This is a genomic window from Pseudomonas sp. Van50 (assembly GCF_055390755.1).
On sequence record NZ_AP024343.1, the window covers coordinates 5,740,161 to 5,753,716 of the forward strand.

At 61.8% G+C, this 13,556-nt stretch carries 13 protein-coding genes; 7 read left to right on the forward strand and 6 right to left on the reverse strand.

Translation table 11 applies throughout. The features are described from left to right. Positions 1 to 72: 72 nt before the first annotated feature. Both lptG and lptF read right to left on the reverse strand, forming a co-directional pair. Entirely contained in the window at positions 73 to 1,134 is a 1,062-nt protein-coding gene (lptG, locus tag ACZ5M5_RS24675) for an LPS export ABC transporter permease LptG (protein WP_060740808.1), read from the reverse strand. Beyond that, positions 1,127 to 2,248, reverse strand: coding sequence for an LPS export ABC transporter permease LptF (gene lptF / locus ACZ5M5_RS24680; RefSeq protein WP_464738113.1), 1,122 nt, complete (start codon positions 2,246 to 2,248; stop codon positions 1,127 to 1,129). The genes lptG and lptF overlap by 8 nt, the downstream gene beginning before the upstream one ends. A 313-nt stretch (positions 2,249 to 2,561) precedes the next feature. On the opposite strand from lptF, the gene ACZ5M5_RS24685 reads away from it, so the two are divergent. The 5 genes from ACZ5M5_RS24685 (at position 2,562) to rlmF (ending at position 9,276) form a co-directional block, all read left to right on the forward strand. After that, positions 2,562 to 4,052 (forward strand): leucyl aminopeptidase, encoded by a 1,491-nt coding sequence (locus ACZ5M5_RS24685; RefSeq protein WP_464738114.1) that lies wholly within the window; start codon positions 2,562 to 2,564, stop codon positions 4,050 to 4,052. 60 nt (positions 4,053 to 4,112) lie between these two features. Then, entirely contained in the window at positions 4,113 to 4,541 is a 429-nt protein-coding gene (locus tag ACZ5M5_RS24690; protein ID WP_060740805.1) for a DNA polymerase III subunit chi, read from the forward strand. An 8-nt stretch (positions 4,542 to 4,549) separates the two neighbouring features. Then, the gene (locus ACZ5M5_RS24695) at positions 4,550 to 4,915 is read left to right on the forward strand and encodes a hypothetical protein (RefSeq protein ID WP_060740804.1); all 366 of its coding nucleotides are present in this window, start codon (positions 4,550 to 4,552) and stop codon (positions 4,913 to 4,915) included. 235 nt (positions 4,916 to 5,150) lie between these two features. Further along, positions 5,151 to 7,997, forward strand: coding sequence for a valine--tRNA ligase (locus tag ACZ5M5_RS24700; protein WP_060740803.1), 2,847 nt, complete (start codon positions 5,151 to 5,153; stop codon positions 7,995 to 7,997). Between the two features lie 253 nt (positions 7,998 to 8,250). Continuing rightward, the gene (rlmF, locus tag ACZ5M5_RS24705; protein WP_103310278.1) at positions 8,251 to 9,276 is read left to right on the forward strand and encodes a 23S rRNA (adenine(1618)-N(6))-methyltransferase RlmF; all 1,026 of its coding nucleotides are present in this window, start codon (positions 8,251 to 8,253) and stop codon (positions 9,274 to 9,276) included. Between the two features lie 191 nt (positions 9,277 to 9,467). On the opposite strand, the gene ACZ5M5_RS24710 is transcribed toward rlmF, so the two are convergent. Then, complete coding sequence (locus tag ACZ5M5_RS24710) at positions 9,468 to 9,749, reverse strand: HU family DNA-binding protein (RefSeq protein WP_007905514.1); 282 nt, start codon at positions 9,747 to 9,749, stop codon at positions 9,468 to 9,470. Positions 9,750 to 10,144: 395 nt separating this feature from the next. On the opposite strand from ACZ5M5_RS24710, the gene yejK reads away from it, so the two are divergent. Both yejK and ACZ5M5_RS24720 read left to right on the forward strand, forming a co-directional pair. Next, positions 10,145 to 11,149, forward strand: a complete 1,005-nt coding sequence (gene yejK / locus ACZ5M5_RS24715) for a nucleoid-associated protein YejK (RefSeq protein WP_014340016.1) — start codon at positions 10,145 to 10,147, stop codon at positions 11,147 to 11,149. After that, a complete protein-coding gene (locus ACZ5M5_RS24720) occupies positions 11,149 to 11,505 on the forward strand; it encodes a glutaredoxin family protein (RefSeq protein WP_060740801.1) in 357 nt (118 codons plus the stop codon). Before yejK ends, ACZ5M5_RS24720 begins: the two co-directional genes overlap by 1 nt. A 121-nt stretch (positions 11,506 to 11,626) precedes the next feature. On the opposite strand, the gene ACZ5M5_RS24725 is transcribed toward ACZ5M5_RS24720, so the two are convergent. From ACZ5M5_RS24725 to ACZ5M5_RS24735, 3 genes are all read right to left on the reverse strand, one after another. Then, positions 11,627 to 12,562: a glutathione S-transferase family protein gene (locus ACZ5M5_RS24725; RefSeq protein WP_103310277.1), complete on the reverse strand. Its 936-nt coding sequence runs from the start codon at positions 12,560 to 12,562 to the stop codon at positions 11,627 to 11,629. 79 nt (positions 12,563 to 12,641) lie between these two features. After that, complete coding sequence (locus ACZ5M5_RS24730) at positions 12,642 to 12,965, reverse strand: GIY-YIG nuclease family protein (protein WP_060740799.1); 324 nt, start codon at positions 12,963 to 12,965, stop codon at positions 12,642 to 12,644. 40 nt (positions 12,966 to 13,005) lie between these two features. Further along, positions 13,006 to 13,476, reverse strand: coding sequence for a nuclear transport factor 2 family protein (locus tag ACZ5M5_RS24735; protein ID WP_060740798.1), 471 nt, complete (start codon positions 13,474 to 13,476; stop codon positions 13,006 to 13,008). Between the last annotated feature and the right edge of the window lie 80 nt (positions 13,477 to 13,556).

A 13,556-nucleotide genomic window follows, 5' to 3' on the forward strand; every position in this document is an offset into this window, starting at 1 on the left:
CGCGCAAGCGTCACGTTCGCCTGTCGATGAGCTCTTGTGGCGAGGGAGCCCGCTCGCCACGTTGGATGTAGCTCAACCCGCCCGACGCAGCAACCAGAGCCCGGCCAACGCGCAGACACCGGCGGGGACCAGCACCGCGAACAGCGGCGAGAAACCGAACACCAGGCTCGACGGCCCCAGCAGATCCTGGGCGATACGGAAGGTGAAACCTACCAGTACGCCAGTAAACACCCGTTGACCGAGGGTCACCGAACGCAGCGGGCCGAAAATGAAGGAAATCGCCATCAACACCAGGGCGGCGGTGACCAGCGGTTGCAACACCTTGACCCAAAAAGCCAGCCAGTAGCGGCCATTGTTCAGGCCCTGGTCCGCCAGATAGTGGATATAGCCCCACAAACCGGTAATCGACAGCGATTCCGGCGCCATCACCACGGTGCTGAGCAACTGCGGGCTGATCGACACGTCCCAACGCTCTTGCGGGGCGGCGACCACTTCGGTGCGCTTGTCATGGAACAGGGTGGTGGTGACATCACTCAATTGCCAGTGGTCCTCGGCGAAGTTCGCGCGCTTGGCGAAGCTCGATGACAGCATGTGCCGCTGGTCGTCGAAACGATAGCGGGTCACGCCATAGAGGATGCCATTGGGCTGGACCGAGTTGATGTGGATGAACTCGTCACCCTGGCGGTGCCACAGGCCGTGCTTGGCGCTTTGCGCATCACCGCCGCCCTGGGCCAGGGAACGGTTGGCCTGGGCGGTGTTCTCGGTGGCCGGGGCGATGTATTCGCCGATCAACACACCCACCAGCATCAGCACCAGCATCGGCTTCATCACCGCCCAGACGATCCGACCAATGGACACGCCTGCGGCGCGCATGATGGTCAGCTCGCTGTTGCTGGCCAGGCTGCCCAGGCCGATCAGGCAGCCGATCAGCGCCGCCATCGGCAGCATGTCGTACAGGCGCCGAGGCGCGGTCAGCAGCACGTAGCTCGCCACGTCCGTGAGGGTATAGGTGTCGCTGACGTCGCTCATTTCATCGATGAAGGCAAACAGGGTCGCCAGGCCAAGGATGATCCCCAGCACCGCGAGAATCGCCATGAACACACTGCTGCCGATGTAGCGGTCGAGTTTAACCACGGGCCACCTCCTGCGCGCTGCGACGACTGGCCAGTTTCAGGCGCAGGGGTTCCCAATAGAGCAGCCCCAGGCCGATGGCCAGGAAGATGCCATGCACCCACCACAAGCCCAGCGCTGGCGGGATCTTGCCCTTCTCCAGGGCGCCGCGGGCGGAAATCAGGATGGTCAGGTAAGCCATATACAGGAGAATCGCCGGCAGCAACTTGAGGAAACGACCCTGGCGCGGGTTGACCCGTGACAGCGGGACCGCCATGAGGGTCACGATGAACACCAGCAGCGGCAACGACAGGCGCCATTGCAGCTCGGTGCGGGCACGAATGTCCTTGTTGCCCAGCAGGCTGGCGGTGGGCATCGCGTCGCGGTCGGTGACTTCGTCGCTGACCTCGGGCTTGGGCAACAGCACGCCATAGGTGTCGTACTTGATGGCCCGGTAGTCGGCCTGCCCCGGCTTGCCATCGTAGCGATAGCCATTGTGCAGGATCAGGTAGCGGTTGCCGTCGGGGTTGATTTCCTGCCGGCCCTTCTCGGCCACCAGCACGGAAATGCCACGGTCCTTCTTGGAGTCCGAAGACAGGTTCTTTTGTGTAATGAAGACGCCGCCCAGGTCGATCCGGTCATCCGAGAGCTGTTCGGTGTAGGTCACCCGCGTGCCGTCGCGCAGGGCCTGGAAACGCCCTGGCACCAGGGTGTCGAATTCGGTCATGGCGTCCTGCTGGTTGATCAGCAGCTGGAATTGGTTGGCGCCCTGGGGCGACAGGCTCAGGCTCAGCCAGGCCACCACCAGCGCCACCAATGTGGCCGGGAACAGGGTCATGCGAAACAGCCGTTGCTGGCTCATGCCGGTGGCCGACAACACGGTCATTTCGCTGTCCAGGTACAAGCGCCCATAGGCCAGCAAAATGCCGAGGAACAACCCCAGCGGCAGGATCAATTGCAGGAAGCCCGGCAGGCGGAACCCCATGATCAGGAACAGGGAGCCCGGATCCAGGGCGCCGGAGGCCGCCTGGGCAAGGTACTTGATGAAGCGTCCGCTCATGATGATGACCAGCAGCACGGCGCTCACGGCGCTCAGGGTCAGCAGGACTTCGCGGGATAGATAACGAAAGACGATCAAACCAGACACTCCAAGGTTGTCAGGCTAAGGCGGCCAAACAAGCAAACGTATCGAGCCGGTCCGCCAACGCGAACCGCCGAAAAAAGAGCCGCATTATCCTGTGATTGGAGGCGCCTGTCACTTCGCACGCTTTAAACCGCTGCTTAAAGCCAAAAGTTAGCGCCGCCGAGGGTTGTCAGGCTCGGGCGCCGGGGTTCAAACTGCGGCCTTTGTCGCCGGCAAGCACCGGCGCTTCTTTTATATAGAAGAAGCTCGCTCAGCGCGCCATTGTGTCGGCGCCTGGCCTCTTGACCATTCACTCAGGGATCCGGACATGGAACTGGTTGTAAAAAGCGTCAGCCCAGAAACGTTGAAAACCGCCACGCTGGTGGTTGCCGTCGGTGAAAACCGCAAGCTCGGCGTCGTCGCCACCCAGCTCGACAGCCTGAGCGGCGGTGCCATCAGCGCCGTGCTCAAGCGCGGCGACCTGGCCGGCAAGGTCGGCCAGAGCCTGTTGCTGCACAGCTTGCCCAACCTCAAAGCCGATCGGGTGCTGCTGGTGGGCGTGGGTAAGGACGCCGAACTGGGCGACCGTCCGTTCCGTAAAATCATCGCCGGCGTGTTGGGCACCCTCAAGGGCCTGGGCGGCGCTGATGCCGTCCTGGCGTTGGACGAGTTGGTGGTCAAGGGTCGCGACAGCTATGGCAAGAACCGCCTGCTGGCGGAAACCCTGGTGGACGGCGAATACCAGTTCGACCAGTTCAAGAGCCAGAAAGCCGAACCCCGCGCCCTGAAGAAAATCACCCTGCTGACCATCAAGGCCGCCCAGACTGAAGTCCAGCGTGCCGTGACCCACGCCACCGCGATTGCCAACGGCATGGCCTTCACCCGCGACCTGGGCAACCTGCCGCCGAACATCTGCCACCCGACGTTCCTCGGCGAACGGGCCAAGGCACTGGGCAAGGAGTTCAAGGGCCTGAAAGTCGAAGTCTTCGACGAGAAGAAGATCAAGGACCTGGGCATGGGTTCGTTCTATTCCGTCGGCCAGGGCAGCGCCCAGCCGCCACGCCTGATCGTCATGCAATACAACGGCGGCAAGAAGTCCGAGAAGCCTTACGCGCTGGTCGGCAAGGGCATCACCTTCGACACCGGCGGCATCAGCCTCAAGCCAGGCGCCGGCATGGATGAAATGAAGTACGACATGGGCGGCGCCGCGAGCGTGTTCGGCACCCTGCGCGCCGTGCTCGAACTGCAACTGCCGATCAACCTGGTGTGCATCCTGGCCTGCGCCGAGAACATGCCCAGCGGTACGGCCTCGCGTCCGGGCGACATCGTCACCACCATGAGCGGCCAGACCGTGGAAATCCTCAACACCGACGCCGAAGGCCGCCTGGTGCTGTGTGACGCCCTCACCTACTCCGAGCGCTTCAAGCCGCAAGCGGTGATCGACATCGCCACCCTGACCGGTGCCTGCGTCGTCGCCCTCGGCGCCCACACCTCGGGCCTGCTGGGCAACAACGACGAACTGATCGGCCAATTGCTCAGCGCCGGCCAGCAAGCCGACGACCGCGCCTGGCAGTTGCCCTTGTTCGACGAGTACCAGGAACAACTGGACAGCCCGTTCGCCGACATCGCCAACATCGGCGGCCCGAAAGCCGGGACCATCACCGCAGCCTGCTTCCTGTCGCGTTTCACCAAGAACCTGAACTGGGCGCACCTGGACATCGCCGGCACGGCCTGGACCAGCGGCGGCAAGGACAAGGGCGCCACCGGTCGTCCAGTGCCCCTGCTGACCCAGTACCTGCTGGACCGCGCCAAGGCCTGACACCAATGACCGTCGTTGGCGTCGCCCTCGGGTGGTGCCAGCGACGGCTCAGGAACCGCAATGACCAAAGTCGATTTCTATATCCTGCCCAGCGCCGATCCGTCGGCGCGGCTGGATTTCGCCTGCAAGCTCGTCGAAAAGGCCTGGCGCATGGGACACCGCATCTACCTGCATTGCAGCGATGCCACCCAGCGTGATGACCTGGACGCACGCCTATGGGCTTTCAAGGGCGAGAGTTTCGTGCCCCACGGCCCGGCCGAAAGCGAACCCGAGGGATTGATCGTGCTGGGGCTGGGAGATGACTGCGGCCAGCACCAGGACCTGTTGGTCAACCTCGACCTGAAAGTACCGGCCTTTGCCCAGCGCTTCGCCCGTGTGGCGGAAGTGGTGGTGGAAGACCCGGCCATCCGACAAGCCGCGCGGGAGAGTTTCCGTTTCTACCGCGAACAGGGCTATCCTCTGCAAGACCACCGTTTACAGCGACTCTGAGCCCTACGATGGACACTCCAAAATCGCCACAAAAGCCCGCGCACTTGCTGGATGACCTCGAGTCGATCCGCCAGTTGCTCGGCGACGACAACCTGCAACCGCCACTGCTGACCGACACGGTCGTGCACGAGCCGGTGCATGACGAGCAGATTCCCCTGCTGTTCGATCCGATCAACGGCCAGCCCGAACCCGAGCCTGCCGCCAAGGCCGAAGCCAAGGGCCCCGACGCCCTGCTGCACCTGGACCGCGAATTGCGCGCTGCGGCGCAGTTGATCATGCAAGACGTCATCGACGACTTCGCCCCGCACATCGAAACCGAGATCAAGCGCCGGCTGGATGCGCGGATGGAGCGGTTGCTCAGCCACTACGAGTAGGTTTTCCTGCCTCACAGTGGACACCTTGTGGGAGCCGAGCTTGCTCGCGATGGCGGCGGCACATCCGGCATTGATGCAGCGGATCCGCCGCCATCGCGAGCAAGCTCGGCTCCCACAGGGTTCGACAGTGCCCACAAACTCTGCGCCCGGCGCCTCCAGCCTGTGGCTTGCACCAGCCCCGCCCGCTATACTTCCCGGCTTTTCCTGAATAAATGCCAATAGGGTCCCGCCGCGCATGGATAAGACCTACCAGCCGCACGCCATTGAAACTTCCTGGTACAACACCTGGGAGTCCGAGAATTATTTCGCTCCGCAAGGCGCGGGCGATTCCTACACCATCATGATCCCGCCGCCGAACGTCACCGGCAGCCTGCACATGGGCCACGGCTTCAACAACGCGATCATGGACGCCCTGATCCGTTTCCGTCGCATGCAAGGTCGCAACACCTTGTGGCAGCCGGGCACCGACCATGCCGGTATCGCCACGCAGATGCTGGTGGAACGTCGCCTCGAAGCCCAAGGCCAGAATCGCCACGACCTGGGCCGCGAGAAATTCCTCGAGAAAGTCTGGGAATGGAAAGACGAGTCCGGTGGCAACATCAGCCGCCAGATCCGTCGCCTCGGCTCGTCCGTGGACTGGAGCCGCGAGCGCTTCACCATGGACGACGGTCTTTCGGAAGCGGTGAAGGAAGCCTTCGTGCGCCTGCATGAAGACGGGCTGATCTATCGCGGCAAGCGCCTGGTCAACTGGGACACCAAGTTGCACACGGCCATTTCCGACCTCGAAGTGGAGAACCACGACGAGAAAGGTTTCCTGTGGAACCTCAAGTACCCGCTGGCCGACGGCGCCAAGACCGCCGAAGGCAAGGATTACCTGATCGTCGCCACCACGCGTCCGGAAACCATGCTGGGTGACGCCGCCGTGGCGGTAAACCCGAACGATGAGCGCTACCAGGCACTGATCGGCAAGTTCGTCGAGCTGCCCCTGGTTGGCCGTCGCATCCCGATCATCGGCGACGATTACTGCGACCCTGAATTCGGCACCGGCTGTGTGAAAATCACCCCGGCCCATGATTTCAACGACTACGAAGTCGGCAAACGCCACAACCTGCCACTGCTGAACATCTTCGACAAGAACGCCAACGTGTTGCCGGCGGCCCAGGTGTTCAACCTCGACGGCACGCTGAACGAAAACGTCGACGGCACGCTGCCGGCCGAATACGCCGGCCTGGACCGCTTCGAGGCGCGCAAGCAGATCGTCGCGGCATTCGAGGCTGCCGGCCTGCTGGTCAGCGTCGACGATCACGCCCTGAAAGTCCCGAAAGGCGACCGCTCCGGCACCATCATCGAGCCGTGGCTGACCGACCAGTGGTACGTGTCCACCAAACCGCTGGCCGAGCCGGCGATTGCCGCCGTGGAAGACGGCCGCATCCAGTTCGTGCCCAAGCAATACGAAAACATGTACTTCTCGTGGATGCGCGACATCCAGGATTGGTGCATCAGCCGTCAGCTGTGGTGGGGCCATCGCATCCCGGCCTGGTACGACGAATCGGGCAAGGTCTATGTCGGCCGCGATGAAGCCGAAGTCCGCGCCAAGCACAACCTCGGGCCGGACGTCGCCCTGACGCAGGACAACGACGTCCTCGACACCTGGTTCAGCTCGGGCCTGTGGACCTTCTCCACCCTGGGCTGGCCGCAACAGACCGAGTTCCTGAAGAAATTCCACTCCACCGACGTGCTGGTCACCGGTTTCGACATCATTTTCTTCTGGGTCGCCCGGATGATCATGATGACCATGCACCTGATGAAGAACGAAGACGGTACCCCGCAAGTACCGTTCAAGACGGTCTACGTTCATGGCCTGGTGCGCGACGGCCAGGGCCAGAAGATGTCCAAGTCCAAGGGCAATGTCCTGGACCCGCTGGACATCATCGACGGCATCGACCTGGAAACCCTGGTGCAGAAACGCACCTCCGGCCTGATGCAGCCGAAACTGGCGAAGAAGATCGAGAAAGCCACCCGCGAAGAATTCGCCGAGGGCATCGCCAGCTACGGCACCGATGCCCTGCGTTTCACTTTCTGCTCGCTGGCGTCCACCGGTCGCGACATCAAGTTCGACATGGGTCGCGTCGAAGGCTATCGCAACTTCTGCAACAAGATCTGGAACGCCGCGCGCTACGTGCTGGATAAAGGCGAAGACTGCGGCCAGAACGGCGAAGCCTACGAGCTGACCCTGGCCGATCGCTGGATCATTTCCCAGTTGCAACGCACCGAAGCCGAAGTGACCCGCCAACTGGACCAGTTCCGTTTCGACCTGGCTGCACAAGCCTTGTACGAGTTCATCTGGAACCAGTACTGCGACTGGTACCTGGAGCTGTCCAAGCCGGTGCTGTGGGACGAAAACGCACCGGTCGAGCGCCAGCGCGGCACCCGTCGCACCCTGGTTCGCGTACTGGAAGTGGCCCTGCGCCTGGCGCATCCGTTCATGCCGTTCATCACCGAGGAAATCTGGCAGCGCATCGCACCGCTGGCGGGCATCCAGGGCAAGACGATCATGCTGCAACCGTGGCCGGTGGCCAACGAGACCCGCATCGATCCGGCAGCCGAAGACGACATCGAATGGCTCAAGACCTTCATGCTGGGCCTGCGTAACATCCGCGCCGAAATGAACATCGGCCCGGGCAAGCCGCTGGCTCTGTTCCTGAAGAATGCCAGCGCCGAAGACCTGCGCCGCCTCAACGAAAACGAAGCGCTGCTCAAGAAGCTGGCGAAGCTCGAGTCGGTGACGGTACTGGCCACCGGCGAAGAAGCACCACTGTCCGCCACCGCCCTGGTCGGCGAGATGGAAGTGCTGGTGCCGATGGCTGGCCTGATCGACAAGGCCGCCGAACTGGCGCGCCTGGACAAGGAAATCCTGCGCCTGAAGGGTGAAGTGCAGCGGGTCGGCGGCAAACTGTCCAACGCCGGTTTCGTCGACAAGGCTCCGGCCGAAGTCATCGAGAAGGAACGGGCCAAACTGGCCGAGGCCGAACAGGCCCTGGGCAAGCTGGCCGAACAGCATGGGCGGATCTCCAGCCTGTAACGGCGGTTCGTCACTGAAGAAGGAGGCCCTGGTGGCCTCCTTTTTTCTGCCTGGCACTTTCTTACTCATGCTGAGCCCCTCTGTGAGAGCGAGCTTGCTCGCGATAGCGGAGGGTCCGCTTGCATCAATGCCGGATGTGTCGCCGCCATCGCGAGCAAGCTCGCTCCCACATTTGAACTGTGCAGTCATCAAGACCAGGCTGGATGTGGGACAATACCCGCCACTTTTTGAGCCACCCCGAATCGACCCGCCCATGACTGCCCCTCGCGCCCCAAAACCTGTCCGCCAGAAGCCCAAGCCCGCCATCGAGGCCAAACCTGTGGTGCCGCGGGAGAAGGCCAGCCTCCACCCGCGCAACCGCCATCAGGGTCGCTACGACTTCCCCGCGCTGATCAAGTCCACGCCAGAGTTGGCCAAGTTCGTGATCATCAACCCCTACGGCAAGGAAAGCATCGACTTCGCCAGCCCCGAAGCTGTGCGGGTGTTCAATCGGGCGCTGCTCAAATCCTTTTACGGCATCGCCCACTGGGATATCCCGGCCGACTATCTGTGCCCGCCGGTGCCTGGTCGCGCGGACTATGTGCACTTCCTCGCCGATCTGCTCGCCAGTCATAACGACGGCGAAATTCCTCGGGGAGCGGCGGTGAAGGTGCTGGACATCGGCACCGGCGCCAACTGCGTCTATCCGTTGATCGGCTACAGCGACTACCGCTGGCACTTCCTGGGCTCGGAGATCGACCCGACCGCCATTGCCTCGGCCAAGGCCATCGTCCAATCCAACGGCTTGAGCAAGGCCATCCAGTTGCGCCAGCAAGCCAACCGCAAGCAGATCCTCCTGGGTCTGCTGGAGGATGGCGAACGGTTCGACCTGACGATGTGCAACCCACCGTTCCATGCGTCCCTGGAAGAAGCCACCAAGGGTAGCCAGCGCAAGTGGCGTGCGTTGGGCAAGGCCGATCCGAAACGCAAGCTGCCGGTGCTGAATTTTGGCGGCCAGGCTGCGGAGTTGTGGTGCGAGGGTGGGGAAGCCCGGTTCGTGACGCAATTGATCAGCGAAAGCGCACAACTGGCCAACCAAGTGCTGTGGTTCAGCACCCTGGTGTCGAAGGCGTCGAACCTGCCGGCGATTCAGGCCGCGCTGAAAAAGGCCGGGGCGCTGCACAGCCACGTGGTGGAGATGTCCCAGGGCCAGAAGCAGAGTCGTTTCGTGGCCTGGACCTTCCAGACCGAGGTGCAGCAACAGGCCTGGCGCCAGGCGCGCTGGGTTCGCAAAGATTAGAAGGACATTGCGCTAGCGTAGGAGCTGCCGAGCGAAGCGAGGCTGCGATCTTTTGATCTTTCGCTTGAAATTTAACAGCCAGGGGAAAGATCGCAGCCTCGCTCCGCTCGACAGCTCCTACGGGCGGTTTTCCAAGGCAATAAAAAACCGTGCCCGGATCGCTCCGAGGCACGGTTTTTTTTACAGCGATCTTACTTGTTGACCGCGTCGGTCAGGCCTTTGGCCACAACCAGCTTGATCACTTTCTTGGCAGCGATTTCGATGGCAGCGCCAGTCGAAGGGTTACGGCCGGTACGGGCAGGACGCTCGGTGACTTTCAGCTTGCCGATACCTGGCAGAGTGATTTCGCCGCCGTTTTCCAGCTGATCGGCAACGATTTGGCCCAGTTGGTCCAAAGCGTTACGCGCGGTGGTTTTTGGCGCGTCGATAGCTTCAGCGATGTCAGCGATCAGTTGGTCTTTAGTAAGAGCCATGTAGTGTTCCTTCCCTATCAAATTCATATGGATTGCAGAGTGCAGTGTCAGCCATCGAGCCCGATCTCTCTGGATCAGGCACCCTCGGCAATCACCACGACGGATCGGGGTAATAGATGCCGAAAACCGGGTTTGGTTCGACCTGACAGATGCTGAATGCACGCTTAACGCAGTGACTTCGCGTAAGACCGGGCAAAACTAGCACAACGCCTCTGAAATATCCGCCTCTAGCTACCCATTTGGTCAGCTTTCTTGCGCTAAAACGTTAAAAAAATGCATATAGGCAGTCGGACGGGCCTGAAAGGGCCTTTGCCGGGTTCCAAAACCAGTGATTGCGGTACACTGGGCCTTTTTCGGGGAGCACGCCCTCCTCTCTTTCATCAGCCGAGAAATCCATGCCGATCCGTCATTGCATCGTCCACCTGATCGACAAAAAACCCGACGGCACCCCTGCGGTGCTCCATGCCCGCGACTCCGAACTGGCAGAGTCCACGGCCATCGAGAACATGCTCGCCGACCTCAACGAAAGCTATAACGCCAAGCAAGGCAAGGCCTGGGGGTTTTTCCATGCCGAGTCCGGGGCACATCCGTTCAGCGGCTGGCTGAAGGAGTACCTGGATGGCGGGAAGGATTTCACCGCGTTCAGTCGAGTGGCGGTGGAACACCTGCAAAAACTGATGGAAGAGTCCAACCTGTCGGTGGGCGGCCACGTGTTGTTCGCGCATTACCAGCAGGGCATGACCGACTACCTGGCCATCGCCCTGCTGCACCACAGCGAAGGCGTGGCGGTGACCGATGAACTGGACGTGACCCCATCCCGCCACCTGGACCTGGGCCAGTTGCACCTGGCGGCGCGGATCAACGTGTCGGAATGGCAGAACAACAAACAATCGAAACAGTACATTTCGTTTATCAAGGGCAAGAACGGCAAGAAGGTCTCGGAGTACTTCCGCGACTTCATCGGCTGCCAGGAAGGCGTCGACGGCCCCGGCGAGACCCGGACCCTGCTCAAGGCCTTCAGCGACTTCGTCGAAAGCGAAGACTTGCCGGAAGACGATGCCCGGGAAAAAACCAAGACCCTGGTGGACTACGCCAGCAGTCAGGCCAAGCTCGGCGAGCCCATGGGCCTGGAAGAACTGTCCGAGTTGATCGACGAAGATCGCCCGAAAGCCTTCTACGACCACATCCGCAACAAGGACTACGGGTTGTCGCCGGAAATCCCGGCGGATAAACGAACCCTCAACCAGTTCCGCCGCTTCACCGGTCGCGCCGAAGGCTTGTCCATCAGCTTCGAAGCGCACTTGCTGGGCTCCAAGATCGAGTATGACGAGGAAGCCGGTACGTTGATCATCAAGGGATTGCCGACCTCGCTGACCGACCAGCTCAAGCGGCGTAATTGATGCTCGGTAGGGTGCTGAAGAAGTTTCTGCTGATTCTGCTGGTAGTGGTGGCGTACCAGAACTGGGGCAAGATCGAGCGGGTGTTCAACCCATCACAGATGGTTTCCGAGCAGGTCCGAACCCATGCTCGGGTCGTGCTGTATGCCACTGACTGGTGCGGCTACTGCAAGGCCACACGACGGTTCCTGGATGAAAAAGGCGTGCCGTTTCGCGAGTTCGATATCGAGAAGGACACCGAGGCGCGCAAGGCCTACGAGGCGTTGGGTGGCCGGGGGATTCCGATCCTTGATGTGAATGGCACGTTGATTCGTGGGTACGAGCCGGAGAATATTCTCAAGGCGTTGTCTGCCATCTAGTCATCGTGGCAAATCCCCTGTGGGAGCGAGCTTGCTCGCGATAGCGATGGGTCAGCTTGCATCAATGTCGGATGTGTCGCCGCCATCGCGAGCAAGCTCGCTCCCACAGGTCGTTCGTCGCTCAGCGAGCCTCGATCCGAAACCCGAACCGCGGAAAGTGCACATGCACCACCCCGCCACGCTCATCTTCGCGACGCAGAATCAATTCTTCGCTGCCCGCAAACAATAACTCCCCGACTACCGGATCAACGCCATAGTCCGTCGCGGCGATGGTCACCTGCTGCCCTGCCGTGAAGCCGTTCGGCTCTTCGAACGACTCATCCGGCAGCGCTGCCGGTGTCGCGTTGCGGGCAACGTCCAAGGCTTCTTCGGCACTTATCTGGCTCGACGCGCCATGGCCGAAACCCAGCACCCGTGCCAACCATGCCGAAACAGCCGGATACGCGTCCACCAGCGGCGAGGTCACCGGGGTGGCCTTGAGGAACCACAGCGGATGGGCCATGGCGAAGTCGGCAATCGACGGTTCACCCAACAGGAAATCGCCCTCCTCGCGCTGCAACTGCTGCTCCAGGCGCGCCATGATCGTCGGCCACTGGTGCTTGGCCTGGTCGGCAGGCAAGCGCGTGGTCGTGCCGCCACTGAACAGCCCGGCGCGGTCGCTGATGAACGCCTTGATGGCTTCAGGCGATAGCTTGGCGAAACGCACCGCCACCGATTCAGGCTGGAACACCAGGCTCACCGCGTGCTGAAACACCACCGAATCGGCCCAGGCGGCAAAGGACGCAGCCAGCATTTCCCGGCCTTCGGGGAACAGGGCCGGCGAGGCTTTTTCCTGCTCCAGCCGACGGGCGATCAGGGACGTATCGCAATAGATGTCCGCGCCGATCTGCAATACCGGCGTCTTGCGATAGCCGCCCGTCAGCGCCGTCAGGTCAGGCTTGGGCATCATTGGCGGAATGCTCGCCGAACGCCAGGACAGGCCCTTGAAGCCCAGCAACAGCCGGGCCTTTTCCGCGAAAGGAGACGTTGGGTAATGATGAAGAATCAGCTCTGACATGAGACTCGCCACTGCAGGAATGAAGTCTTGCAGCTTAGCGCGACTGACCGGGCCAGCCTACCGGCCTGATAAAGGCCTATCAGCCAGGCTGATGAAGCGACAGCGCACTGGCCACCAGGCATTCCTTGGCGCTTTTCTTGAGCTTTTTGATCAGTCGCTCCTGGCGCAGGGCCTCGCCCTTGTCACGACAGGCCTCGGTATACACCAGGGCCACTGCCGGGCTGGACAGGAAGAAGCGCGCGCCCTTGCCGCTTTGATGCTTGGCGAAACGCCGCACCGGATCATCACTGATGCCGCAGTACAGCGAACCATTGGCGGCCCGTACCAAGTAGACGAACCAGGGTTTGTCCGCTTCGGCGGGGCCTTGCGCAGGCAGATCGGGAGAGAGGTCGGCGGTCGTCACAAGATGGTCAACAGGTGGGCAAAGACAAGCCGCAATCTTATCAGCGACTGCCCTGGAACGCCCGCAACCCCTTCAGCGCCTGGGCCCTGACGGCGTTGCGCACCAACGGCGTCCACCCCAGCAGCAGGCCCTTGGTGCCCAACGCCTGGCGGGACCAGCGCCACAGATCGAAGCTGTCATGGTGCTCGCAGATCTTGCCATCGCGAAACACGAAGCGCGCCTGGATGTCGTTGATCACGATGTTGCCGGTCTGGCTGAACAGGTACGTCGCCACCCAGTGAGCACCGCCGGTACGCTCGTCGCTGCGCACGTTATCGAAGGTCAGGGAAAAGTCCTTGGCCCGGGTCGTCAACATGCGCCACATGTCGCCGGCATCGCGCCCACGCAGCTCGCCAAACGCCGGATCGCTGAACAGCACGTCGTCGGTGTAGCAGGCGCTCATGGCGTCGGCGTCCAGGCGCTGGAAGGCCTGATAAAAACGGGTGATCAAGGCGTTGTGGGCATCACTCATGGACCGGCTCCGAAAAACGTTTCAGTAGGCCTGCACGATAATCTGCCAACGCGGGGAAAACTATCGTCATTCGCCATGAA